Source organism: Yoonia sp. JB2-21, assembly GCF_055693545.1.
In genome coordinates this window covers 53,260-74,174 of sequence record NZ_JBVFUC010000005.1, presented here as the reverse complement: position 1 = coordinate 74,174, position 20,915 = coordinate 53,260, and the positions used below count along the sequence as shown (strand labels likewise).

Annotated in this window: 21 protein-coding genes and 2 pseudogenes; 11 read left to right on the top strand and 12 right to left on the bottom strand. The window is 54.4% G+C overall.

The window, feature by feature from the left end:
* Window positions 1-7 precede the first annotated feature (7 nt).
* Window positions 8-2,179, bottom strand: a complete 2,172-nt coding sequence (locus ACZ1G5_RS19555; protein WP_472734564.1) for an ABC transporter permease — start codon at window positions 2,177-2,179, stop codon at window positions 8-10.
* 94 nt (window positions 2,180-2,273) lie between these two features.
* The gene (locus tag ACZ1G5_RS19550) at window positions 2,274-3,299 is read right to left on the bottom strand and encodes an ABC transporter substrate-binding protein (protein WP_472734563.1); all 1,026 of its coding nucleotides are present in this window, start codon (window positions 3,297-3,299) and stop codon (window positions 2,274-2,276) included.
* Window positions 3,300-3,536: 237 nt separating this feature from the next.
* Here ACZ1G5_RS19550 and ACZ1G5_RS19545 point away from each other — a divergent pair, with 237 nt between their 5' ends.
* Both ACZ1G5_RS19545 and ACZ1G5_RS19540 read left to right on the top strand, forming a co-directional pair.
* On the top strand, window positions 3,537-4,265 hold the full coding sequence (locus ACZ1G5_RS19545) for a response regulator (RefSeq protein ID WP_472734562.1): 729 nt from the start codon (window positions 3,537-3,539) through the stop codon (window positions 4,263-4,265).
* The gene (locus tag ACZ1G5_RS19540) at window positions 4,262-6,763 is read left to right on the top strand and encodes a sensor histidine kinase (protein ID WP_472734561.1); all 2,502 of its coding nucleotides are present in this window, start codon (window positions 4,262-4,264) and stop codon (window positions 6,761-6,763) included. Before ACZ1G5_RS19545 ends, ACZ1G5_RS19540 begins: the two co-directional genes overlap by 4 nt.
* Window positions 6,764-6,994: 231 nt before the next feature.
* On the opposite strand, the gene ACZ1G5_RS19535 is transcribed toward ACZ1G5_RS19540, so the two are convergent.
* From ACZ1G5_RS19535 to ACZ1G5_RS19525, 3 genes are all read right to left on the bottom strand, one after another.
* On the bottom strand, window positions 6,995-7,300 hold the full coding sequence (locus tag ACZ1G5_RS19535) for a hypothetical protein (RefSeq protein WP_472734560.1): 306 nt from the start codon (window positions 7,298-7,300) through the stop codon (window positions 6,995-6,997).
* Window positions 7,297-9,018 (bottom strand): FAD-dependent oxidoreductase, encoded by a 1,722-nt coding sequence (locus ACZ1G5_RS19530; RefSeq protein WP_472734607.1) that lies wholly within the window; start codon window positions 9,016-9,018, stop codon window positions 7,297-7,299. Before ACZ1G5_RS19530 ends, ACZ1G5_RS19535 begins: the two co-directional genes overlap by 4 nt.
* Window positions 9,019-9,269: 251 nt before the next feature.
* Window positions 9,270-10,136 carry a LysR family transcriptional regulator gene (locus ACZ1G5_RS19525; RefSeq protein WP_472734559.1) on the bottom strand — a complete coding sequence of 289 codons (867 nt, stop codon included), beginning with the start codon at window positions 10,134-10,136 and terminating at the stop codon, window positions 9,270-9,272.
* Window positions 10,137-10,210: 74 nt separating this feature from the next.
* On the opposite strand from ACZ1G5_RS19525, the gene ACZ1G5_RS19520 reads away from it, so the two are divergent.
* The 6 genes from ACZ1G5_RS19520 to ACZ1G5_RS19495 all read left to right on the top strand — a co-directional run bounded on the left by ACZ1G5_RS19520 (window position 10,211) and on the right by ACZ1G5_RS19495 (window position 13,645).
* Entirely contained in the window at window positions 10,211-10,564 is a 354-nt protein-coding gene (locus ACZ1G5_RS19520) for a nuclear transport factor 2 family protein (protein WP_472734558.1), read from the top strand.
* Window positions 10,565-10,597: 33 nt separating this feature from the next.
* Entirely contained in the window at window positions 10,598-11,140 is a 543-nt protein-coding gene (locus ACZ1G5_RS19515) for a protein tyrosine phosphatase family protein (protein WP_472734557.1), read from the top strand.
* Window positions 11,137-11,973 carry a sulfurtransferase gene (locus ACZ1G5_RS19510; RefSeq protein WP_472734556.1) on the top strand — a complete coding sequence of 279 codons (837 nt, stop codon included), beginning with the start codon at window positions 11,137-11,139 and terminating at the stop codon, window positions 11,971-11,973. The genes ACZ1G5_RS19515 and ACZ1G5_RS19510 overlap by 4 nt, the downstream gene beginning before the upstream one ends.
* A 38-nt stretch (window positions 11,974-12,011) precedes the next feature.
* Entirely contained in the window at window positions 12,012-12,440 is a 429-nt protein-coding gene (gene gloA, locus ACZ1G5_RS19505; RefSeq protein WP_472734555.1) for a lactoylglutathione lyase, read from the top strand.
* Between the two features lie 46 nt (window positions 12,441-12,486).
* Window positions 12,487-12,963, top strand: a complete 477-nt coding sequence (gene dps / locus ACZ1G5_RS19500; protein ID WP_472734554.1) for a DNA starvation/stationary phase protection protein Dps — start codon at window positions 12,487-12,489, stop codon at window positions 12,961-12,963.
* 85 nt (window positions 12,964-13,048) lie between these two features.
* Complete coding sequence (locus ACZ1G5_RS19495) at window positions 13,049-13,645, top strand: FMN-dependent NADH-azoreductase (RefSeq protein WP_472734553.1); 597 nt, start codon at window positions 13,049-13,051, stop codon at window positions 13,643-13,645.
* Window positions 13,646-14,065: 420 nt separating this feature from the next.
* On the opposite strand, the gene ACZ1G5_RS19490 is transcribed toward ACZ1G5_RS19495, so the two are convergent.
* The 5 genes from ACZ1G5_RS19490 to ACZ1G5_RS19470 form a co-directional block, all read right to left on the bottom strand.
* Window positions 14,066-14,671, bottom strand: coding sequence for a flavin reductase family protein (locus tag ACZ1G5_RS19490; RefSeq protein ID WP_472734552.1), 606 nt, complete (start codon window positions 14,669-14,671; stop codon window positions 14,066-14,068).
* 81 nt (window positions 14,672-14,752) lie between these two features.
* Window positions 14,753-15,376, bottom strand: coding sequence for a YbhB/YbcL family Raf kinase inhibitor-like protein (locus ACZ1G5_RS19485; protein ID WP_472734551.1), 624 nt, complete (start codon window positions 15,374-15,376; stop codon window positions 14,753-14,755).
* Window positions 15,377-15,438: 62 nt separating this feature from the next.
* On the bottom strand, window positions 15,439-15,963 hold the full coding sequence (locus ACZ1G5_RS19480; RefSeq protein WP_472734550.1) for a YbhB/YbcL family Raf kinase inhibitor-like protein: 525 nt from the start codon (window positions 15,961-15,963) through the stop codon (window positions 15,439-15,441).
* A gap of 102 nt (window positions 15,964-16,065) precedes the next feature.
* Window positions 16,066-16,815: a helix-turn-helix transcriptional regulator gene (locus tag ACZ1G5_RS19475; protein WP_472734549.1), complete on the bottom strand. Its 750-nt coding sequence runs from the start codon at window positions 16,813-16,815 to the stop codon at window positions 16,066-16,068.
* A gap of 54 nt (window positions 16,816-16,869) precedes the next feature.
* Complete coding sequence (locus tag ACZ1G5_RS19470) at window positions 16,870-17,655, bottom strand: maleate cis-trans isomerase family protein (RefSeq protein WP_472734548.1); 786 nt, start codon at window positions 17,653-17,655, stop codon at window positions 16,870-16,872.
* Window positions 17,656-17,717: 62 nt separating this feature from the next.
* Here ACZ1G5_RS19470 and ACZ1G5_RS19465 point away from each other — a divergent pair, with 62 nt between their 5' ends.
* Window positions 17,718-18,044: a GntR family transcriptional regulator gene (locus ACZ1G5_RS19465; RefSeq protein ID WP_472734547.1), complete on the top strand. Its 327-nt coding sequence runs from the start codon at window positions 17,718-17,720 to the stop codon at window positions 18,042-18,044.
* 201 nt (window positions 18,045-18,245) lie between these two features.
* Here ACZ1G5_RS19465 and ACZ1G5_RS19460 read toward each other — a convergent pair.
* A pseudogene (locus ACZ1G5_RS19460) lies at window positions 18,246-18,767 on the bottom strand (IS3 family transposase); the annotation flags it as partial.
* Here ACZ1G5_RS19460 and ACZ1G5_RS19455 point away from each other — a divergent pair.
* A pseudogene (locus tag ACZ1G5_RS19455) lies at window positions 18,749-19,180 on the top strand (integrase core domain-containing protein); the annotation flags it as partial. The pseudogenes ACZ1G5_RS19460 and ACZ1G5_RS19455 overlap by 19 nt on opposite strands.
* A 706-nt stretch (window positions 19,181-19,886) precedes the next feature.
* On the opposite strand, the gene ACZ1G5_RS19450 reads toward ACZ1G5_RS19455, so the two are convergent.
* The gene (locus ACZ1G5_RS19450) at window positions 19,887-20,192 is read right to left on the bottom strand and encodes a hypothetical protein (protein WP_472734546.1); all 306 of its coding nucleotides are present in this window, start codon (window positions 20,190-20,192) and stop codon (window positions 19,887-19,889) included.
* 305 nt (window positions 20,193-20,497) lie between these two features.
* Between ACZ1G5_RS19450 and tnpA the strand changes: the two genes are divergently transcribed.
* Window positions 20,498-20,914 (top strand): IS200/IS605 family transposase, encoded by a 417-nt coding sequence (tnpA, locus tag ACZ1G5_RS19445; RefSeq protein ID WP_472734545.1) that lies wholly within the window; start codon window positions 20,498-20,500, stop codon window positions 20,912-20,914.
* Window position 20,915: the final 1 nt, after the last annotated feature.

Here is a 20,915-nt window from a genome sequence, read left to right as displayed (position 1 = left end):
CATTTCCTCACGCCGGCTTTACGGCTTGTTGGACGCGGTCGGTGCGGCGCAGGCGGCGCGTTCCGACCAGAAGTTGCATAAGAAGGATGGCAGCCAGCATGGTGACGATCAGCACAGCCGAATAAGCAATGGCGAGGCCAAATTCACCGTTTTCAACGCGGCCGACGATGAACGCCGTGGCCATGTTGTGCTTTGCGCTGACCAAAAAGATCACCGCGCTGACTGACGTGATCGCACGCACAAAGCTATAGGTGAGCGCGGCCAGGATCGCAGGCCCCATCAGCGGCAGGATCACTCGGCGCACCGTGGTGAAACTGTTCGCCCCAAGGGTGATGGATGCCTCGTCCAAACTCTTGTCCAGCTGGCTCATGGCCGCAATCCCGCCGCGCACGCCCACGGGCATGTTGCGGAAGACAAAGACGATGATCAGGATAATCGACGTACCTGTCAGCTCGATCGGAGGGAAGTTAAACGCCATGATATAACTGACACCGATCACCGTGCCGGGAATGGCAAAGCTGAGCATCGTAGAAAACTCAAACGCATCCTTGCCGACAAATTTCTGGCGCACCAGAAGGTAGGCCGTGGCCAAGCCCACAATCGCCGTCAGCGGGGCCGCGATGGACGAGATCGTCAGAGTCGTGAAGTAGCTGTCCCACGCCACACCGGTCAGGCGCCAATTAGCGAAATCAATGCCAAAAGCGCGGATATAGTGGTCAAACGTAAAGCTGTGGTTGTAGCCCCAAAGCTTCACGAAGCTGCCGAAGACGATCATCGAATAGACGATCATGGTCAGCGCTGCCCACGGCAAGGCGATGGCATAGCACAGCCCCTTCAACACAGGACTTAATGATGCATTCTGTCCGCTATCGGCCTTGCCCGTAATAGTTGCATAGGACTTTTTGCCCAGCCACATGCGCTGCGCGATGAAAGCTGCCATCGTCAGCGACAAAAGCGCTATGGCAAGGATCGCAGCCTTTGCAGGATCGGCGACAGAGCCGACAATGGCAAAGAATATCTCGGTCGAGAGTACCTCATACCCGCTGCCCAAAACCAAGGGGTTGCCGAAGTCAGCGAGGCTCTCGATGAACCCGAGGAGGAACGCATTCGCAAGGCCGGGGCGCATGAGTGGCAGCGACACATAACGGAAGGTCTGCCAACGGTCTGCATCCAGTGTTTGTGACGCTTCCTCCATCGACGGGCTGACGCCTTGAACGACACCGATCAGGACCAGAAAGGCGATAGGGGTGAAGGACAAGAGCTGTGCGAAATAGACACCCCAAAAGCCATAGACCCAGCGGGTTTGTTCCCAGCCAAAAAGGTCTGCGAAGAATTCTGTCACGGTGCCGGCGCGACCAAATAGCAGGATCAGGGCCAAACCAATGACAAATGGTGGTGTGATGATCGGCAGCACGGTGAGAACGCGCAGGAATTTCTTGGCACGAAAGTCTGTGCGGGTGAAAATCAGCGCGAATGTCAGGCCAAGGATCGTTGTTCCCAGACCTGTCATGATCCCGAGGAAAAGCGAATTGATCGCCACACCGCAGGACTTCGGACCAATCAGACAACCAAGCCCCCAGATCTCGCTACTGAAGAAGCGCGGAAAGAACTGGGTCAGCGAATAACCACCCTCGACCTCAAAGGCGCGGGTCAAGATGTGGACCACCGGGAAAAAGACGAAAATACCGACAAGTGCGATGATCAGGCCGATGGTGCTGACCACGAAGGCATCACCTTGCCCCTTGCCCGATTGCGACAGCGATATCGTCGCGGCAAACAGCAAGGCAACGGCGCAAATACCTGCGCCAGCGCCCATGCCCGCTTGCCCGGCCATCATGACGCCGTCTGTCAAGAAGCCTTCAAAAATGCGCGGTCCCGCGCGGACGATGATAAGCCCTTGAAGGGCGATAAAGAACAGACCAGCGAGGGTCGTGCCCAAGGTCAGCCGCGCGCATTTCACCGGCTCTGCAATGATGAACTGTAGGATTAAAGCCACCGCAAGCGCCAAACCAGCCGGGGCCAACCACCACTGACCGGCAAAGGTACTGAACAAGCCTGTCGCAGCAATGCCATCAGTGATCCATCTTTGGTCAAACAGACCGTCGTCGGTCATATGCCAAGGCAGCAAAACAAAACTAGCAAGCCCAAGAGCCAGCCAAATCAGGACTGTCTTTTTCATGTGTCTATCCGCGTGAATAAGGTGATGCCCCGCCAAAGCGGGACATCTGGGTGTCAGTTGGCCCGAAAGGAGGGCAGACCAATCGACAGGGAGATTACTGTTGAGGGTTCGGATCGCCGACTTCGGCGTCCCAACGGGCCAGCAGGCGACTACGTGTGTCGCTTGAGCCGTAAGTAGCGAAGTCATAATCAATCAGCTTGATCGATGCGAGGTCCGGGGACTCTGGCGCGACTGAAGCATTTGAGTTTGACGGAACCTGAAATGCGCCAACTTCTGGACCGCGCGACTGAACATCAGCCCGCAATGCGAATTCAACCCATGCTTTCGCGCCTTCAAGGTTGCGTGCGCCCTCAATAACGGACACCGCACCCACTTCGTAGCCAGTGCCTTCACATGGTGCGACGACTTCAAGTGGGAAACCACTTGCGGCCAGTTTGACCATGTCGTGCATAAAGCCGATGGACACACCTGTTTCACCGCGTGCCGCAGCTCTAGAAGGTGCAGACCCGGATTTTGTGTAAGTGTTCACATTCTGACCGATAGCGGCCAGCTTGACCATCGCTTCGTCTTCACCAAAGAGCTGCACGAATGTCGCCAACTCGGTGTAAGCCGTGCCTGAGCTGCTCGGGTTTGCGACCTGGATCTCGCCTTCAAAGCGCGGATCTTCCAGATCGGCCCAACAAGCAGGCGGCGCGATATTCTTTTCCGCTAGGATTTCAGAGTTGTAAGCAATACCAAGCGCACCAGCGTAGATGCCAATGGCCTTACCGTCTGAAATCTCGGACATATTCTGTGCCCAGCCAAGCAGATCGCTTGTGTCGACACCAGAAGCCTGCGTGAGACCTTCTTCGGCAGCGATCAAGTGCGGGTCGCCTGTACCGCCCCACCAAACGTCAATCTTTGGGTTGCCAGCCTCGGCGCGGATTTGCGCCAAAGTTTCACCCGTTGATTTGCGTACCATCAGTGCTTCGATTTCAGGATGCTCGGCTTCGAATGCGGCAACCATCAGGTCGCACCAATCCTGCTCTGCACTGCAGACGATGCTCAGCTCATCCGCTGACGCAGCGGTTGCGGCCGCCATTACCAATGCAGTCGATGAGACCAATCCAAATTTCTTCATGTGTTCCTCCCAGGAAAATGTGACGCCAGTACGATCAGCGATCTAACCAGCCCGGTAAGCGTAGCTGGCAACGAAGGAAACCTGCACAATCCATGGATTAACAATGCTACAGGACGTCGGCTTTCGGGTTAATGAAATTACAAACCGCAGATGATTTGTAATATTTGAAACGAAAAAGCCTGAGACGGGCCTGCGGTTAGGGTCTAGATTGCTTTAAGACCAACAGGAAGCCTGCGCATGAAACCCGCAAAAATCGGAATCGTTGATGATGAAGCGGGTATGCGCGACGCCTTGATCGCCTTGCTGAGCGAAAACCAATTCGAACCTGTCCCAATGGAAAGCAGCGCCGACTTCGCGGTTGTGCGCAAGTCCGTCAAGCTTGATCTGGTGATCATAGATTTGCAGCTTCAGGGCGAAAGCGGCCTTGAACTGGCGATGGAAATCAGACGCACCGAAGACTTGCCCATCGTCATGCTGACCGGGCGCGGGGACGAAACAGACAAGATCGTCGGGCTAGAGGTTGGGGCCGATGACTACATGCTCAAACCCTTCAATCCGCGCGAGCTGATCGCCCGCATTCGCGCCGTCTTGCGCAGATACGGCAAGGGCGTGCCCCTTCCATCTGCGACCAGTACACATGGCCAGCTCATCACACTTGGCAAGCTGCGCATTGACCGGGACAACAAAATCCTCAGCGACGAAAACGGGGATGAGATTTCGCTGACCAATGCGGAATACCGGTTGCTGGATTTCTTCCTGAACCGACCAAATGAGGTGATCACCCGTGTTGATCTGCTCTCAGAAATCGGCAGCGATCTGACACGCTATAATGATCGCACAATTGATGTGTTGATCCTGCGCCTGCGCCGCAAGATCGAAGAAAACCCCTCCAAACCCGTCCACCTGCAAACCAGACGCGGACAAGGCTATGTCTTTGTGACAGACACATCAGGCGCAAACCTTTGAGCGTTTTCGGCCTGCGCACCGTCCGCAGCCGCCTTTGGGCCGCGCTGACGCTGTTGTCGCTGGCCGTACTGGCGGCAAGTGCGGTGACATGGCTTGCGCTGCAACGGGTCGATGCGCGCCTTCAGGACCTGCATCAGGAAACGCTTAGTCAGGTCGCCCAAGCGCTGGACCTGTCCAAACGATCATCCGATCTGGCGACATCAGCACCCTATCTGTTGAACCAACGGTCCAACTTCCTGATCGAACAGGAAGGCGCGAAACTTCTGGACGTGCTGGACCGGGTGCGCAGCGATTGGCCGCAAACACGCTTTGGGCAAAGCTCGGAAGATGAGCCGGTCACAGTCATCCTCGACAGCATGGCCGCAGCGGTCAACGATCTTGTGGCCGTATCCGGCACGCTTGACAGCGTCCAAGCCGACCTGCGCGCGCGCACCGCAACATTGGGTCGGCTACGCACGGTTGCAGCCGAGGCGATTGCAGCCCCCGAAGGGGACGATGCCACGCGGCTGATCTGGTGGTCTTTGCAAAGCATGAACGCGGATGCTTTGAACGCCGCATATGCGGGAAATCTGATCGGTGTCGGCGAAGAACAGCGCCACTATTTGGGGCAAAGAAATGCGATCTCTGGTGCCGCACTGAACGGTGCACAGCGGACCTATCTGGCAAGCCTTGAAAGCAGTGTCTGGGGAAAGGAAGGAATCTTCGAGCTGCGCAGACAAGAGCTGTCCAGCAACCTTGCCGCGCAAAACGCCCTGTTCAGGATCAGATTTGACGCCAACCGGGTGAATAATCTGGCCAGCAACTACGCCGATCAAGCCGAGATTTTTCTGGCGAGAGAACGGGACGCATCCTCGCGCACCATTCAGGTCACGCGCGTCTCGGTCACCGCGATCAGTGCAGTCAGCCTTGGGTTGGCACTGACGGCCGCGCTCTATGTGTCGCGCTATGTTACGTTCAATATCTCGCGGGTGTCGGCAGCCATGGTGCGGCTGGCGAACGGTGACAGGGCAAGCGTTTTGCCGCGGCGCATGGGTGGAAAGGACGAGATCGGGGATCTTTTTCGATCTTTCAGGAGCTTTCGGGCCAATGCGCTCAGGCTCGACCGGTCCAACAGGCAACTCGACCAACGCAATGCACTTTTTGAAAAAGTCTTCACCAATATCTCTGACGGTATCGCAATCGCAGACCCAACAGGGCGCATCACGGCCTGTAACCCTGCCTTCGCAAAGATCGTAAATATCCCAGAGGATCTGTCCAACCAAGACAGCCTTGTCGGTTGGCTTCGTGGAAGTCGTTTCGCGGAATCTGCATTCATGAACGATCTGCAACCCGATCATCGCGGGTTCTGCGAACTGGTTTCCGCCGAAGGACAGGTGCTTGAAATCCGGGCCAGCAAACTGCCCGACAACGGGCGAGTCTGGCTTGTGGCAGACGTTACGGAAAGGCGCAAAATGTCTGACCGGCTGCAACAGATCGAACGGATCGAAACCCTTGGCAAAGTCGCCGGGGATACCGCGCATGATTTCGCAAACATCCTATCAACTATCCGCACCCATGCGCATTTGTTAAAGACACAAGAAGAACCAGAGGCGTCCAAAAGCATAGATGCCATCAGCAACGCCGTTGATTTCGGGGCGTCCCTGACGGACCGCTTGCTGGCCTTCGCGCGCAAGCAAAGCCTGACACCTGAACGCATTGACCTAAATGCCCTGATCGAAGGTATGACGGATCTTGTGGAAATCAGCCTCAAGCCCGGTGTCACCTTGGCAGTGTCACTTCCTGTTGAACCGCTTCATGTTTTGGTCGATCCCGGACAGATGGAATCCGCTTTGTTCAACCTGCTGCTGAATGCGAACATTGCAGTCGCGGATGATGGGAAAATTCAGGTCACCTTGGAAGCATTCGATCACACGCAAGCGCGAATCTTGATCAATGATAACGGCACAGGAATGTCGGATGACGTCCTTGCCCGCGCAATTGAGCCATTTTTCACAACACGCAGCAGCGAAGGCGGGACAGGACTTGGATTGTCCATTGTCTATGGGTTCATTCGTCAAACCGGTGGGCAGATGAACATCGAAAGTGCTTTGGGACAGGGCACTCAGATCGAAATTCTGCTGCCATTAGCTGATGAACAGAAGGTTGAGCAAACATCGCAAAACCAAAGGCTGTCATTGCTGGTCGAGGATGATCCGAAGACCCGTCGGTCTGTGAAACGCCTGCTTGAGCGTCAAGGCTTCAAAGTGATGGCAAGGTCAACGGGTGAAGCTGCCCTTTCGCTTTTGAAATCAAAAACGTTTGATATATTGCTCAGTGATCTTGATCTTGGCGACAAGATTGATGGGATTGCTTTAGTCAAGGCGTGTCAAGAGATCGCGCCAAGGACGCAGACGCTCATTATGTCAGGTAAGTCATCGGGTGCACCTAAGGTGCCAAACATGACACGGTTTATCGAAAAACCGATCACGCGCGAAAAATTGTTGAGGGCACTCAAATGACTGTTACGGAGCGAAGACTTTGATTTGCTTTCGCACCCCGGATTTGCCTCCCTCAATGGCCGCTCCCGTGAAATCCGCTGCGCTGCAAAATGTATGCCGCTGCATAAGCGAGTAAATTCTGCGTCAGCAAGAGCCGCAACCGCACAAGTCCGGAAAGTCCCGCAGAGTTTTCATTGTTCACTTGAGAATGAATGACCTCTTTTGGTGTGCCTGGCCTACTGAGGAAAAGCCTTAAATTTCAGGGAAACCGTTAATAACTGGATGATCTGGTAGAGCTGGCACCAAACACCAATGGCTCGGCTTGACAGGTTCGTAGTTGAATTGGCCTGGCGTTGTTAGGCGCAATGCATTGCTGAATATTTCAATCGCCCAAGTTTGTTCTTCTTCGATCCAAAACAGCTTGCCAAAATGATCCGTTGTCACTTCGCCAGAGAGGCTCTCGATCCTGAAATAGCCAACCACTCTATCGGATTGGAGTTCCTCGTGGGTCGGTGCGCGGTCTTCAAACTTGATCCATGATGTAGTTGGATCATTCATCTCCATCGCCTCCCTAGTCCGCCTAACCTTGCCAACTGCGCCAACATTCGCGACCCCGTTCCTGTGGATGGATTATTCGCAGCGGGCGAGACTTGCGCCATGCCCGGTCGCTGAGGCATCTGTTGTGCCCCGAAGAATTGCCTTGCACGAAGAGCGGCGTATTCTGCCCCACTTGCTCCACCGACAAGGAAGCGATTGTAGGCCTGCTGGCTTCCCATGGCAGCACGGGCGAAGCCATAGCTGCCAGCCAGTCCCCCGGATAGGGCAGGCATCATGATGTTCCCAGAGATTGCTCGAACGATAAATGGCGTCGCGATGATGAAGCCCTTCGCCATCAGGACCATCATGAAAAAGGGGATGAGCGCACCTATGTTTGTTGCTCCCTCAGGATCGCCGAGTTCGCCGATGAGCGCTGAGGACACCCCCGTGATTGTCGCAAAAACGCCCGCGACAACAATCGGGTAAATGGCGAAGGACACTAAGGCTGATAGCCATCGGGCAAAGTAGTCCTTGGTGACATCAAAGAGTGTAAGAAAGATCATCACGGGCGCGATACCGATCAGCAGTGCGATCATCAGGCGCGAGGCGACTAGGATGAAGGCCGCGAGCCCGCCTAGGATTGAAAGCATCAAGACTCCGACGATGTCGAGCATCGCCCCGGCCATCCAGTTGAGCTCTGATCCTGCGGCATTTAGATATTCACCGAGTTCGGAGATCAGTCGGTCAAATTCTTCCGCGAACCCGGCCCAAGAAACAAAGTTCTCCGTACTCATGTCAGGAAAATGGCGTCGACACCATTTCAACATCGGATCGATGCGTTTCCAGACGATGTCCTTGCTGAATCCATTAAACTCTGCCGTGCCCGCAACACGGAAACGTCCTTTTCCTAAGCGGCTTGTGACGAGTTTTGCGTTGTCATCTAAAAGACTGGTCATCGGAGCCGCAGCTTGGTTCGCATCGTCCTCCAAATTTACCGTGATCGAGTACCCCTTTACTGGGTAGACATTCAGGCGGTCACCCATCATGTGTGCAAATCTTCGCGACTGGACGTCCGCGCAAATGACCACCTGATCAAAAACCTCGCGATGCATATCATTTACCAAAAGGCTGTGTTTGTCTGCGACCCCGCTAAAAACCGTGATCTTACCGTTATCCGGACGCAATTTCTCCACGGAGGTTGACCATCGCACGGCCACCCCGCGTTTGATACAGGCCTTCGACAACGCGCTGGTGAACTTATGAATATCGCCAGTAAAGTCGCTGTCTGTATAGAAACCGCCATAAATGTTTCCCTTTAGAGTAGGTTCGATCAAACTGATCTCATCACTTGTCACTGGTCGGCGTTCCAGCCCCCCTTTACCAAGCAAAGCAGTCACCTTTGCTGCGACCTCAAACTGCTTTTTCGTCTCGTAGAAATGAAGGATCCCAGTGTTTTTCTGGTCAAAATCTATGTCTTCCGTTCTAGCCATATTCAATAATTGCTGGCGTGCTGCTTTGGCCCATTTCACCGTTTGAAGCGTGTTCGCCTCATAGCCCGGAATTGCCGCCACAAATTCCGCTATCCAGGAGTACTTGTGCCAGGACGGTTTCGGGTTGATCAGCAAGGGAGCGCCAGATGAGAACATCCACTGAACGCCCTTCATCATAGTTGGAATACTGTTCCAAACCTCCGCGTTGGAGGCAGACAGTTGACCACCATTCGCATAACTTGTTTCCATCGCCGGGTAGACGTACATTGAATCCCAAGGATCAGCAAATCTGAAAGGGTGCACAGGACAAATCCATCTTTCCGGGCTAGTTAGGTAACAAATCGAATACGGTCAATCTCAAAGGAGTTTAATACTCATGAGGTCGAGAGAGTTATACAGCAAGGCTGGCTTGACCAGAGTAACGACCACGCCGATATGCCTGTTTCTCGAGGGCTGATCTTTTTGCCTGAAAATTCAATCGGTTCGGTTAAAGATACCTGCTAAACTGCATGTCTGATCGCATCGGCCATTGCATTTGCGAGATCGGGTGGGGCGTGGTCTCCGATGAAAATCGAACGTTTGAATTTCGGCAAAGGTGGGAAGTTATCTCGCGGGCCCAGCACTTTCATGCCTTGTTCAAGTGAGCTTTCATAGATGACGCCCACTGCGAAACCAGATCGGATCGCGGATTTTTGGCTGAGGATGCCTTTGCATGCGAAAGCAACGTTATGGCTTCGGCCGATTTTGTCCAAAGAGACTTTTGGCAATTCCGCGAGCCAACATCCATGGTCAATAATAGCCAGTGGGACAGGATCGCTTGGTCGCAGGATTAGGCTTTCGCTCGCAGCCCAAACCGCCTGTTGCTCGCGAAAGACATCACCGACTGTTTTGGTAACAGCGGAACACACCGCCATATCCAGTTCACCATTGCGGACTGCGTCCGCATAAGGCGCAGTGCAACCCGACGTCGCTGACACTTCAACCCCGGGGTTGGAAAATCGAAACTCAGACAGGGCTTTTTCCAAGACGCCTTCGTCGAAATCCTCTGGAATACCGACCCGTATTCGGCCGTTCAGAGGTTCGGCAAAGAGTGACTTGATCCCCGCCAGTTCGGCCAAACTACGCCTTGCGGCGGGCAACAGCTTTTCCCCGCTTGACGATAGGGACATGCCTTTCCCATCACGTAGGAACAGCGATGCGCCCAACTCTTCTTCCAGTTTGCGCAATTGCACGCTGATCGCGGATTGGCTTCGGTTCAACCGCGATGCGGCGAGGGTCAGGTTTTTGCAATCTGCAATCTCGACAAATGTCTTCAACAGGTTGCCATCGGTAAAGTTACGTTCGTTTTTGTGCATGACATCGTTCACATCATTTCATTTTATTAAACGTAACGTGCCCCCTATATGTCGGTCAAGCAACGAATAACTGAAAGGAAAAGAGCATGACCGACGAAGACCAAATTATTGCAACCGTTACGGACTATATTGAAGGCATCCGCGATGGCAGCGGAGCCCGTGTCGCCAAGGCCTTTTATTCAAGCGTCAATCTGAACTCAGCGGATTCGGACGGTAACCTCGTGCTGACGCCACGCAGCGCGTTGGAGGCTTTGGCTGACAGTGGAACGCTTCCCCCAAACAACAGCGAGATTACGCATGTTGAGATCAACAACGACATGGCACTGGTCAAGGTCACCATTGATCTGCCGACGTTCCAGTTCTTCGATTTGCTCACCCTGCTGCGGTTGAACGTCGGCTGGAAGATCGTTTCCAAGACCTACACCACGGTCAACAAGTAAGGCGCAACGCTCAATTCGATAGGAGATTCAGACATGACATTCCGCAAGATCACAGGCACCGCACTCATCTTGGCGACACTGACGATGACACCCGCATTCGCTGACATCAGTGAGACCCGCAATTTCTATCAATTTGAACCAACGGTCCTGACGTCGGGCCAGCCCAGTGCCACACAATTGGCCGAGGCTGCGGATGATGGCATCGAAGTTGTGATCAACCTCGTCCCAGCATCTGAAGGAATCTATAACCCTGAAGAAGGGGAAATACTGGCGGCTCAAGGCGTCGAATACATCCATGTGCCGGTCAACTGGCGCGACCCCAAGGCGGAGGAATTTCAGACCTTTCTGAAGGCGATGGACCGTGTGGGGGATCGTAAGGTTCTTGTCCATTGCTGGGCGAATGCGCGTGCCTCTGCCCTTGTCGCAGCGCATCGGGCTATTCATGCGCCGGGCACCCAAGCTGCCGAACTTGATCAGTTGGAAAACATCTGGAGCGACGTTGCTGGATATGATTTTGCCCGAGACACAGTTTGGCAAGACTATCTGGCAGATAACATCGCGGGGGCTGCACAATGACGCAAGGACCCTTGATAACTGCGGGCGAACTAAACGAAATAATTGATGCACCAAACGTAAAGGTTTTCGATGTGCGCGGCACTTGGGCATCGCCTGCGCGGGCCTTGCCCGACGACTATGATGCGGGTCACATCCCCGGAGCCGTCTTTCTAGATTGGACCCGTCATTTCATCGCGCAAAACGTGGTGCCCGGTTTGGCACCCATCGCGGATGAGGCAGAAGCGCGCGCGTCATTTGCGGCACTTGGTATCAACAAGGGCGATCTGGTCGTGCTTTATGATGCGTCTTCGCACATGCACGCGGGCCGCATTTGGCTGGCCATGCGGCATTGGGGTTTCACCAATGTGCGGGTTCTTGATGGTGGATGGTCGAATTGGGTGGCGAAAGGGTTTCATGCTTCGTCTGACGCCAAAATGCCGAGTACAGGCACCTATGAGCCCGTGCTGCATCCAGGCCTAAAGATCGACTTGGATGTGTTTTTGGCGGCACAGGTAGAGACCTGTATCATCGATGCCCGCGGTGCCGCAAATTTCGCCGGCAACGAGGATGACCCGCGGACAGGTCATATTCCGGGCGCGTTGAACGTTCCGTTTAACGCAGTCCTGAGCCCGGAGTCGGGCGAGTTTCTTGATGACGTTGAAATCCGTAAAACTTTGGATCGTTTGGCACCGGAATGGAACACCAAACCTCTCGTCGCCTCTTGCGGGTCGGGATACGCCGCAACAGTTGTTCTTCTTGCTTTGGCCAAGATTGGCGAAAAGGGGACGCTGTTCGACGGATCATTTGCCGAATGGAAACAAGACCCGAACCGCCCTGTCGCTCAGGGCGCGTAGCGTTCCGCATTCTCTCAAATACAAAAAGGACGACTTCGATGCCGAAAAACCCTGTGCCAAACAGAATTCTTTACACGATGCTTCGGGTCACTGATCTGGAACGATCCCTTAAGTTTTACCATGACGCCCTTGGTATGCGGGAACTGCGCAGAGAGACGTTTCCGGACGGTAAATTCACCCTCGTTTTTATCGGCTATGGCGATGCCGACAAAGACGCGGTGATCGAATTGACCTACAATTGGGCTGACGCCACCTACGACCTTGGGAACGCCTATGGTCACATCGCGCTGGAAGTTGACGACATCTATGCGATGGAACAGCACTTGATCGCACTGGGCGTCAAGGTGACCCGTGCGGCAGGACCAATGACATTTGCGCCGGAAGAGACCGGGCTGAGGGAAGTCATCGCCTTCATTGAAGATCCAGACGGTTACCGCATCGAGTTTATCGAGAAGCAAACTCACTAAAGCCAAGCCGCCGACTTTTTGCGGTCCCAACAAAGGAAACAAGAATATGAGACCGACACGTATCGCGTTGGCCGATAACGCGCGAAAGACATCCATCGACTTATTGCAGCAAGTAATTGCTGATGCGCTTGACCTGCGTCTAGCAACAAAGCAAGCACATTGGATCGTGCGAGGTTCGCATTTTCAGCAATTGCACGAGCTATTCGATAACTTCGTCGGCCCACTCGACGACGAAATCGACGGTGTCGCAGAACGATTGGCGACCCTTGGGGGCGTTCCGGACGGGCGCGTTCAAACAGTCGCCAGGACAACTGGGTTGCCCGCATATGTGATCGATTACGAGATCGGTCCTGACCATGTTGCCGGCCTTGCAGATCGGTTTGCAATGCTCAGCAATTCGGTTCGGACAGCAATTGATGAAACAGCGACTGCCGGCGATGCCGTGACATCAGATTTGTTGACGGGGATGTCGCGAATGCTGGACCAGAATGTCTGGTTTCTCGAGTCCCATTTGGCCACTTGACGTCTGACAAATCGTAAATTTCCCGAAGCTTTTTCCACCCGCCGTCGTGCTTCTTTTCGCGTGCGCGGAACAAAAGGAATGAAAAATGACCGCTATTCTTAACGTCAATTCAAGCGTCAGAACGACTGAATCTGCATCTCGTCTTGCTGGTAAGCGATTGATCGAACAGCTTGAAGCGCGGCATCCTGATGCCAGTATTATTTGCCGCGAAGCGACTGACGAGGCTGAGTATTTAACGGAGGAATGGGTTGGTGCCAGCTTTTCTGCACCTTCTGAACGCTCAGATACCCAGAACGAAACTCTTAAGACGTCCGACAAGCTGGCCCAGGAGGTGTTAGATGCCGATATCTTGGTCATCACGGTATCCATGTACAACTTCGGTATCCCTGCACCGCTGAAGGCTTGGATCGATCAAATCGCCCGACCAGGTCTGACATTCCGTCCTGACCCGGAACTCACCTACGTTGGATTAGCTACGGGGAAGTCAGCGTACCTATGTGTGGCCACAGGCGAAACCGAAGTGGGTGGGAACATGGATTTTGTGACGCCATATCTAAAACACGTTCTTGGGTTTCTTGGGATTGAAGACACAAAAGTTGTCTCCGCGGATATGTCTGTTTTGGATGGAAAGACATTGGCATCAAGAATAGATGCCCAAGTGCTGCAGGCGGTGGCGGATTAGGCTGAAGCTGCGTTGGCACTCTTTGGAACTCATCAAACTGAACACCGGACAAAGGCGACAAAGTGGACTAAGCCCAGCCCACCGCTCAAGGCGGCGGCACCGATAAGACCTAACCAAACTCTGTCCGGCCAGTTTTGTGTCCAACCGGAATAGGCAGCGCGAAATGCCCATAACAGGAAGCCCGTCGCCATCGCCAGATTTGCAAACATTCCGAAGATACCTGTCATACAGGATCGCGTTGATAGAGGGTCTTCAAGGGTAAACAGCACCGACAGAAAGGCCCCAAGAGACTGAAGCAGTAGAAGGACAACAACTGTTCTCAACGCGCTCTTTCCATGCAGAACTTTTCGGGCAGGAACGAAATGGTCCCTGAAACCTCTTAGGGTAAACTTATGGCGCTTCTTGTAGGATAACTCCAGATCAGGCGTGCGGCCTTTTGAGACTGAACAGCTCGGTCACACGGGCGTAGTCACGGTAGCCTAGACGAGCCAACGGCTGGAATTTGGTCACATCGAAAATGCCGTCGATCAGGTATTCATCCTGCAAATGGATGCCAGTTACTTCGCCAAAGACCACGATGTTTGCCTCGCCCGGCAGATCAACGACTTTGACCAACTTGCACTCCATGCTGGCCGGGGCCGCCGCCACGCGCGAACATGCGATTGTGGCGCAGTCTTCGCGGGCGAGCCCGGCAAGATCGAACTCATCCACGTCGCGCGGTGCGGGGGCCGAAGTTGCGTTCATGACGTCACGCATCTCAAACCCAACGACGTTCACGCAGAACACGCCTGTATCGATGATGTTGCCAACCGAGTCCTTGCCGCGGGTGCGATCTGCTTTGCTGGCGGTGGAAGCGAACATGACTTGGGGCGGCGCATAAGACACCCCGTTGAAGAACGAATAAGGTGCGAGGTTCTCGGACCCGTCAGCCCCGCGCGTCGAAATCCAACCGATGGGGCGCGGTGTGATGAGCGCGTTAAAGGGGTTGTGTGGCAGACCGTGGCCATTGCGCGGTTCATAGAACATGGGCGTCTTTCTAATGTTGCCGGTCTGCGCCTTGTAGTTTTGGCGCAGACCGAGGTGTTGGTGCAGACCGAAGTGTTTGTGTTACGCTGCTTGCTCGCGCAAATCGCGGTTCATGGAATAGGTGCCTATATGGGAGGCCTCCGCCAGCACATGGCCTTTGATTGCGGCCAAAGCGGCGGCTCCGGTGAAGGCACCGTCTAGATCGAGCGTTTCAACATCCAGAGCATAAACGGTGAAGTGATAGTGGTGGATGATGCTGTCATTCCATGGTGGGCAAGGGCCGTCATAACCACCCATATCCGCGTCGCCAGCAAACCAGTCTGTGTAGCTGTTGATGCCCGTTTTCCCGTAAGATCGCTGGCCAGCGGTTTTGCCGCCTGGCGTCACGCCAAGGCTGTCCGCGCCTTCGGCGATCTCGCGTGAGGTGGCCGGGATATTGACCAAAACCCAGTGATAGAAATCGACACGCGGCAGATCGGCAGGAACCGTTTTGCCCTCTTGGTTCACATCTTCGCCCGACGATGGCACGTCCGGGTCGTGCATGATCACCGCAAAGGACTTTGTCCCTTCGGGCACGTTTGACCAGCTGATCTCGGGGTTGATGTTTTCAGAGGTGGCGAAACGGCCCTCTGTCGGGATTTTGCCGAATGCGAATTTTTCTGGGATCGGCGCGCCATGCGTCCAAGCTTTGAGAGTGATGTCCATGGGATTAGTCCTATTGCGAATGTTGGGGGTAGCGCCTCGACAGAGTGCCGAGGCGCGTTGTTTTAGCGGTTGTAAACGGCGGTGATGGTTGAAGAGGCCAAGCTGTTCGCGTTCACCATAAAACCAGCAAGCGCGTTGCTGACCGAATTGTCGATCTCAAGCGTGGTGCCCAAAGCGTGGACGGTGAATTGGTAGCGGTGAACTTCACCGGGAGGAGGACATGCGCCGCCGAAGCCTTCCGCGCCGTAGTCATTGGTCAATTGGACGCCGCTCACGTCGCCACCACCGGGCAGCGATGTCACATCCGCTGGGATGTTGAAGGCGAACCAGTGCCACCAGCCTGAACCTGTCGGTGCGTCCGGGTCATAGACGGTGACGGCGAAGCTTTCGGTGCCTTCAGGTGCGCCGGACCATTCCAGTGTTGGGGCGACATTACCGCCTTCGCAGCCGAAGCCTTGGAAGACGAAATCTGAACTCAGCTGCTGACCTTCGGCAATGTCTGGGCTGGTCAAAGTGAAACCATCGGCAATCGCCGGGGCGGCCAGTGTTGTTGCCAGTGCGGCGGCGAGGAAAACGTTACGTGTCATTGGGATAATCCTTTCTGGGATTGTTTGTTGTTGATGAAACTAACTTAGCCATCACAACGCGGTGCCGCTTCCGGCTCCCAATCAAGAATTATCGGATTTCGATCAATCTGCCGCCAAACGAATGTCTTTTGGCTTAATTCCGAACCTTTTGCGGAATGCGTCGGAAAAATGCGACGGTGTTTTGAACCCGCAATCGAGTGCGATTTGCGAGACTTGGGCATCGGTCGTTTGCAACAGGCTGAGCCCGTGTTCTAACCGTGTGTGCAGCAGGATCTTGGCAAAGCCTTGCCCGCTTTTGGACAGCCAACGGCGCATCGTCGCCGCGCTCATGGCAAAATGCTCGGCGACCTCTTCCGCCATCCAAGAATGGCTCAGGTCCGTCTCGATCAGGCTGCGCACTTGGCTGATCGGGTCGTCTTCGACGTGGGTTGGCAATTGAAAGCCCTGTTCGCGTAACCACAAAACCGGCAAGGCATCGTTGTCCAATGTGTCTTGGATCAGACCCAGAATGTCGGATGGATTGTGTTCAGCCGCGCGGACGATCTGCACGCCATGTGCGGCGTCCGACTTTGGCACATCTGAGAACACCGCATTGATCAGATCGTGTGAGTAACTGACGCCAAGCGCGCGGTAGTCGCCTTCCATCACGGGGCGGTTTTCCATCGTCACCATTGAGCCAGGCGGGAAGATCATCAGATCGCCTTCTTCGCCCAACATCTCGCCCTGCGACGGGGTCAGCACATATTTGCTGCCGCGCCTGATGAAAAAGAAGAATGTCAGGCGAAAGTAGAGTTCGGTGAACGTGGCCGTGGTCGCCTGTGTGATGGGGTAGATCGAAACTTTGCTGTCCACGGTAGGTCCTTGGGTGTTGAGGTGACGCGTTGATAAACGCGCCACCCCTGTTTGTCAGGCCACTTTTGGCAATGCTCTCGGCACACCACCGGCAAGCAGCGCACCGCCACCGGGGGCGACCTCTGTCAGATTCAAACTGCGCAAGATTTGACGTGTTGTCGCAACTGCCGCTGAGAGTGTCGGCAAGCCAGATGCCCGTTCGATCATTTCAATCGACGGCAGTGACGGCATCTGCACGCAGGCTGACGCGACGATGGCATCGACGCCGCGCAGATCCAGCTTACGCCACAGCTCTGCCGGGGCCGTTGGGTCTTGGGAGGCGACCTCCAGATTGTCAGGGATTTCAAGGGCGAGGAAATCCTGCACTTCGATCCCTTCGTTTTCGATGTAGTCGACAACCAGTTTCGTGAGTGGTTTCATGTAAGGGCAGATGATCGAGACTTTCTTCACGCCCATATCCTTGAGCCCATCAATCAGGGCGCCAGCAGAGTTCAAGACAGGCGTCGGGCAGCCGTTGTCGACTGTCGCTTGGTTCAGCTTTCTGTAGGATTCGTGGTGATATCCCAGCCCCATCGACATGATTGCAACAAGGCAGGCATAGGCTTGTACCTCAACCGCGGCATCCGACAGCTCGGTCGCGCAGCGTACGCTGTCTGCGTCCATCGCCTCTAGCTCTTCTTTCACAACGCTTTTCATCCGCATCCGGGAGGAGTGGAAGGTAAAGCGATCTGGCAAGATCGTTTCGCGCGCTTTCAGAAGTGCGGGGATTTCGGTTTCCATGGTCACGTTGGAACTGGGAACGATCAGGCCAACGCGGCGGTAGTGGGATGTGTAGGACATGTGAATTTCCTTTGAATGAGGGGGTTAAAGTGCCGGGCCCATGACCGCTTCTGGCAACCACGTTGCGATGCCGGGGAAGACGCACCGCCACCGAAGCCGAAGACATTCCGGCCTACGCCCAAGCCAACCTCGCGTTCCACGAAGCCATTCACAGGGCCAGCGGCAATGCGTGGCTTGTCGATCAATTGGATCAGATTCAGTCGCGGATCAATGTATACCGTCTGATGCCTTATGAAGTTGTTGGGCGTTTGGAAAAATCGCTCACAGAACATCGTGACATTCGTGATGCCATCTTTGCCAAAAACGGGACCCTCGCTAACACTCTGATGCGCGATCACATGATGTTGCAGGGGGCCAGGTTGCCGAGTTTGTTGAAAGCTCTGGAGTGAGTCTTCTTGCATTCAACAATTTGCTATTAACGACATAAAGCAAAGTTTGGGCTATCACCTTGCTGAGTTGAACATGAAAATTTAGACCGAGCAGTGTTACTGTTCGGATGGCCGATTTGCATAGTCACTAGTTTTCTAGACCCCTTCTTTGTTTACACAGCGCTGGACCTGTCACGCTTTAGTGCCGCCCCAAGTGCTCGTTTAAGCCACTTTTCTTTCGAATGCGACGGGGCTTTTCCAGCCCAATGCTGAGTGGCGACGACGCGGATTGTAGAAGCCGTTGATGTACTTGAAGATGGCCATGTCAGCCTTCCTCCGCGTCTCCCAAGGATGCCGCCAGATCAGTTCAGCCTAGATGGTTTTGAAGAACGGTTCTATGGCAGCGTTATCGTAACAATTACCCTTGCCGCTCATGGACACCTTGAAGCCATGTTGGCGCAGGATCTTCTGATAGTCGTGAGAACAATATTGGCTACCCCGATCTGGGTGATGAGCGCAGCCTCTTGGTGGCGCATGGAATGCAATGGCCATGTTCAACGCTCGGATCGCCAGATCACGCTTCATGCGGTTGCTCACCTCCCAACCAATCACACGCCGAGAATGCAGGTCCAGGATCACAGCTAGATACAGCCAACCCTCCCGGGTCCAAACATAGCTGATATCGCCCGCCCATTTCTGGTTAGGCACATTGGCTGTGAAGTCCCGATCCAGCAGGTTTGGCGTTGAAGGCATCTGGCTGTGATCAAGTTCATGTCGTTCACAAGCCTCGTCTGCTCAGCGACAACGGATCCAGTTATGTCTCAGGGGATCTGGCAGAATGGTTGCAAGACAAAGGCATGAAGCATTCTCGTGGCGCGCCGTATCATCCGCAAACCCAAGGCAAGATCGAGCGCTGGCATCAAACTTTGAAGAACCGCATTTTGCTGGAAAACTATTTCCCGCCCGGTGACCTCGAAGCCCAAATCGAAGCATTCGTCGATCACTATAATCACCAACGTTACCACGAGAGCATCAACAACGTCACACCCGCTGACGTCTACTTTGGACGCGACAAAGTCATTCTAAAACAAAGGGAAAGGATCAAACGAAAGACACTCGAAGCGCGACGCTTGCATCACCGCCAGCGCGCCGCATGATCAAACTAACCAGATGAGCCAAACTCTCTCTTAAGTTAGGCCGCTCTTGGTCCCAAAAACCCTGATGACGGACACGGCATGACCTCTCAAGTGCAGCGTGCTCGCGGGTACCGAGAACGCGTGCATCCCTGGATCATGCAACTTCTTGAACGAAAGCCTGTCCGCCTCGCAACGATTGCGATGGCGAACAAAGCCGCGCGTGTCATCTGGGCGATCCTTACCAAAGGCACGTCCTACCGCCAAGCAGCATAAACGGAGGCGAAGACACCAGAATTGCAAGTCGAATGCCATGATGGTACGTGCGGTCATCCGAAAAGCTGAAATCCCGTGCTTTGTCCTGAACTCACAGGTTCGCGCCGCCGATTGGGAACAGGTTTGCGGAACCCATCAAGGCCAGCGGCAAACATCGACGCCGCGATCAAAGGCCGGACACAGGCCTGTACTGACCCACCGCGCAATCAGAGCATTTTTTCCTTGCAAAGCAGACGCCATCCACACAGGACAAAACGGACTTGTGCAATCGCAGCTATTGCTCGCAACCGCGGCGATGACTGTATGTCAGTGCAGCATTTTTTACCAAAGCAGCCGTTCAAACTGGTCAACCGTGCCGCACCTCAAACTGACCTTTCACCGCGCGATGCATGAACTCAGATGGCGCAAGGAAGGTGATAACAAACCCAGCGCGCACGAATTGCATCGCTTGCCGTTACTTGGCTGCTTCTGCCCGCTTTTCCAGAACGCGCGCATACCACGTCAGAGGGAAGCACAATGCAAAGAAGATCAGTGCGACAAAACCATAAACCTTCAACGGCGCGAATGTTGCGTTGTTGATCGCGTTTGACACACGCACCAGTTCTTCAAATCCGATGATCGAGGTTACGGCCGTCGCCTTGATCAATTGAACCAGAAACCGCACGGTTGGTGCGCGGACGTATCCAAAGGCCTGCGGCAGGATCACAAGACGCATTTGTTGGGCGTTGTAGCATGGATAAACCGGAAGTCTTCGAATCATGCTGCGCGCGCGCAGTAGGAAAATCGCTGCATCTGCTCGGTTCATGACGCTGCGCGGCGGCGGGAAAACCGGTCATTGATGAACAGCGCGGCGAGGATTGAGACGGCAAAGATCAAGTCGCGGGACGGAGCTGCCGCTGGCCGTGTTGGGACCTACGACTGCATCCATTTAGTATCCACTCACTGGAGCAAACCCACCGACTTCCAGTCGGTCCCGCTTTAGCGTGAATCAAAGATCATATGTTGTTACCTTCTGAAAAATGAGCCGCAGCCGGGTCGAAGGCTCATTTTTCAGAAGGTAACAACATGCATTACGATACTGGCAGCCACTGCGTTTTCTATCACCGCTACCACATCGTCTGGTCGACAAAGTACCGTTACAAGGTGCTGCAGGCAGACATTCGGTTGCGTGTCCGCGACATCTGCCGACAGGTCTTCCGCGAAAAGGGCGTCGACATCATCCGTGGCGTGCTGTCATCTGATCATGTCCACATGTTCGTGTCGGTGCCGCCTAAACTGGCCATCAGCGACTTGGTGCGGCTGATGAAGGGGAGGTCATCCCACAAGGTGCAACGCGAATTCCCAGCGCTCAAGAAGCGTTATTGGGGTCGGCGCTTTTGGGGCCGTGGGTATTTTTCAACAACCAACGGTGCCATCACAGAGGACATCGTACTTCAGTACCTCGAACAGCACATCGCAAATCCCACCGGCGCAAGCCGGTAGG

Excerpts from the sequence above, each read along its gene's own strand:
- ACZ1G5_RS19555 (WP_472734564.1), bottom strand. The coding sequence starts at position 2,179 with ATGAAAAAGACAGTCCTGATTTGGCTGGCTCTTGGGCTTGCTAGTTTT.
- ACZ1G5_RS19550 (WP_472734563.1), bottom strand. The coding sequence starts at position 3,299 with ATGAAGAAATTTGGATTGGTCTCATCGACTGCATTGGTAATGGCGGCC.
- ACZ1G5_RS19545 (WP_472734562.1), top strand. The coding sequence starts at position 3,537 with ATGAAACCCGCAAAAATCGGAATCGTTGATGATGAAGCGGGTATGCGC.
- ACZ1G5_RS19535 (WP_472734560.1), bottom strand. The coding sequence starts at position 7,300 with ATGAATGATCCAACTACATCATGGATCAAGTTTGAAGACCGCGCACCG.
- ACZ1G5_RS19530 (WP_472734607.1), bottom strand. The coding sequence starts at position 9,018 with ATGGAAACAAGTTATGCGAATGGTGGTCAACTGTCTGCCTCCAACGCG.
- ACZ1G5_RS19520 (WP_472734558.1), top strand. The coding sequence starts at position 10,211 with ATGACCGACGAAGACCAAATTATTGCAACCGTTACGGACTATATTGAA.
- ACZ1G5_RS19515 (WP_472734557.1), top strand. The coding sequence starts at position 10,598 with ATGACATTCCGCAAGATCACAGGCACCGCACTCATCTTGGCGACACTG.
- ACZ1G5_RS19510 (WP_472734556.1), top strand. The coding sequence starts at position 11,137 with ATGACGCAAGGACCCTTGATAACTGCGGGCGAACTAAACGAAATAATT.
- gloA (WP_472734555.1), top strand. The coding sequence starts at position 12,012 with ATGCCGAAAAACCCTGTGCCAAACAGAATTCTTTACACGATGCTTCGG.
- dps (WP_472734554.1), top strand. The coding sequence starts at position 12,487 with ATGAGACCGACACGTATCGCGTTGGCCGATAACGCGCGAAAGACATCC.
- ACZ1G5_RS19495 (WP_472734553.1), top strand. The coding sequence starts at position 13,049 with ATGACCGCTATTCTTAACGTCAATTCAAGCGTCAGAACGACTGAATCT.
- ACZ1G5_RS19490 (WP_472734552.1), bottom strand. The coding sequence starts at position 14,671 with ATGTTCTATGAACCGCGCAATGGCCACGGTCTGCCACACAACCCCTTT.
- ACZ1G5_RS19485 (WP_472734551.1), bottom strand. The coding sequence starts at position 15,376 with ATGGACATCACTCTCAAAGCTTGGACGCATGGCGCGCCGATCCCAGAA.
- ACZ1G5_RS19480 (WP_472734550.1), bottom strand. The coding sequence starts at position 15,963 with ATGACACGTAACGTTTTCCTCGCCGCCGCACTGGCAACAACACTGGCC.
- ACZ1G5_RS19470 (WP_472734548.1), bottom strand. The coding sequence starts at position 17,655 with ATGTCCTACACATCCCACTACCGCCGCGTTGGCCTGATCGTTCCCAGT.
- ACZ1G5_RS19450 (WP_472734546.1), bottom strand. The coding sequence starts at position 20,192 with ATGATTCGAAGACTTCCGGTTTATCCATGCTACAACGCCCAACAAATG.
- tnpA (WP_472734545.1), top strand. The coding sequence starts at position 20,498 with ATGCATTACGATACTGGCAGCCACTGCGTTTTCTATCACCGCTACCAC.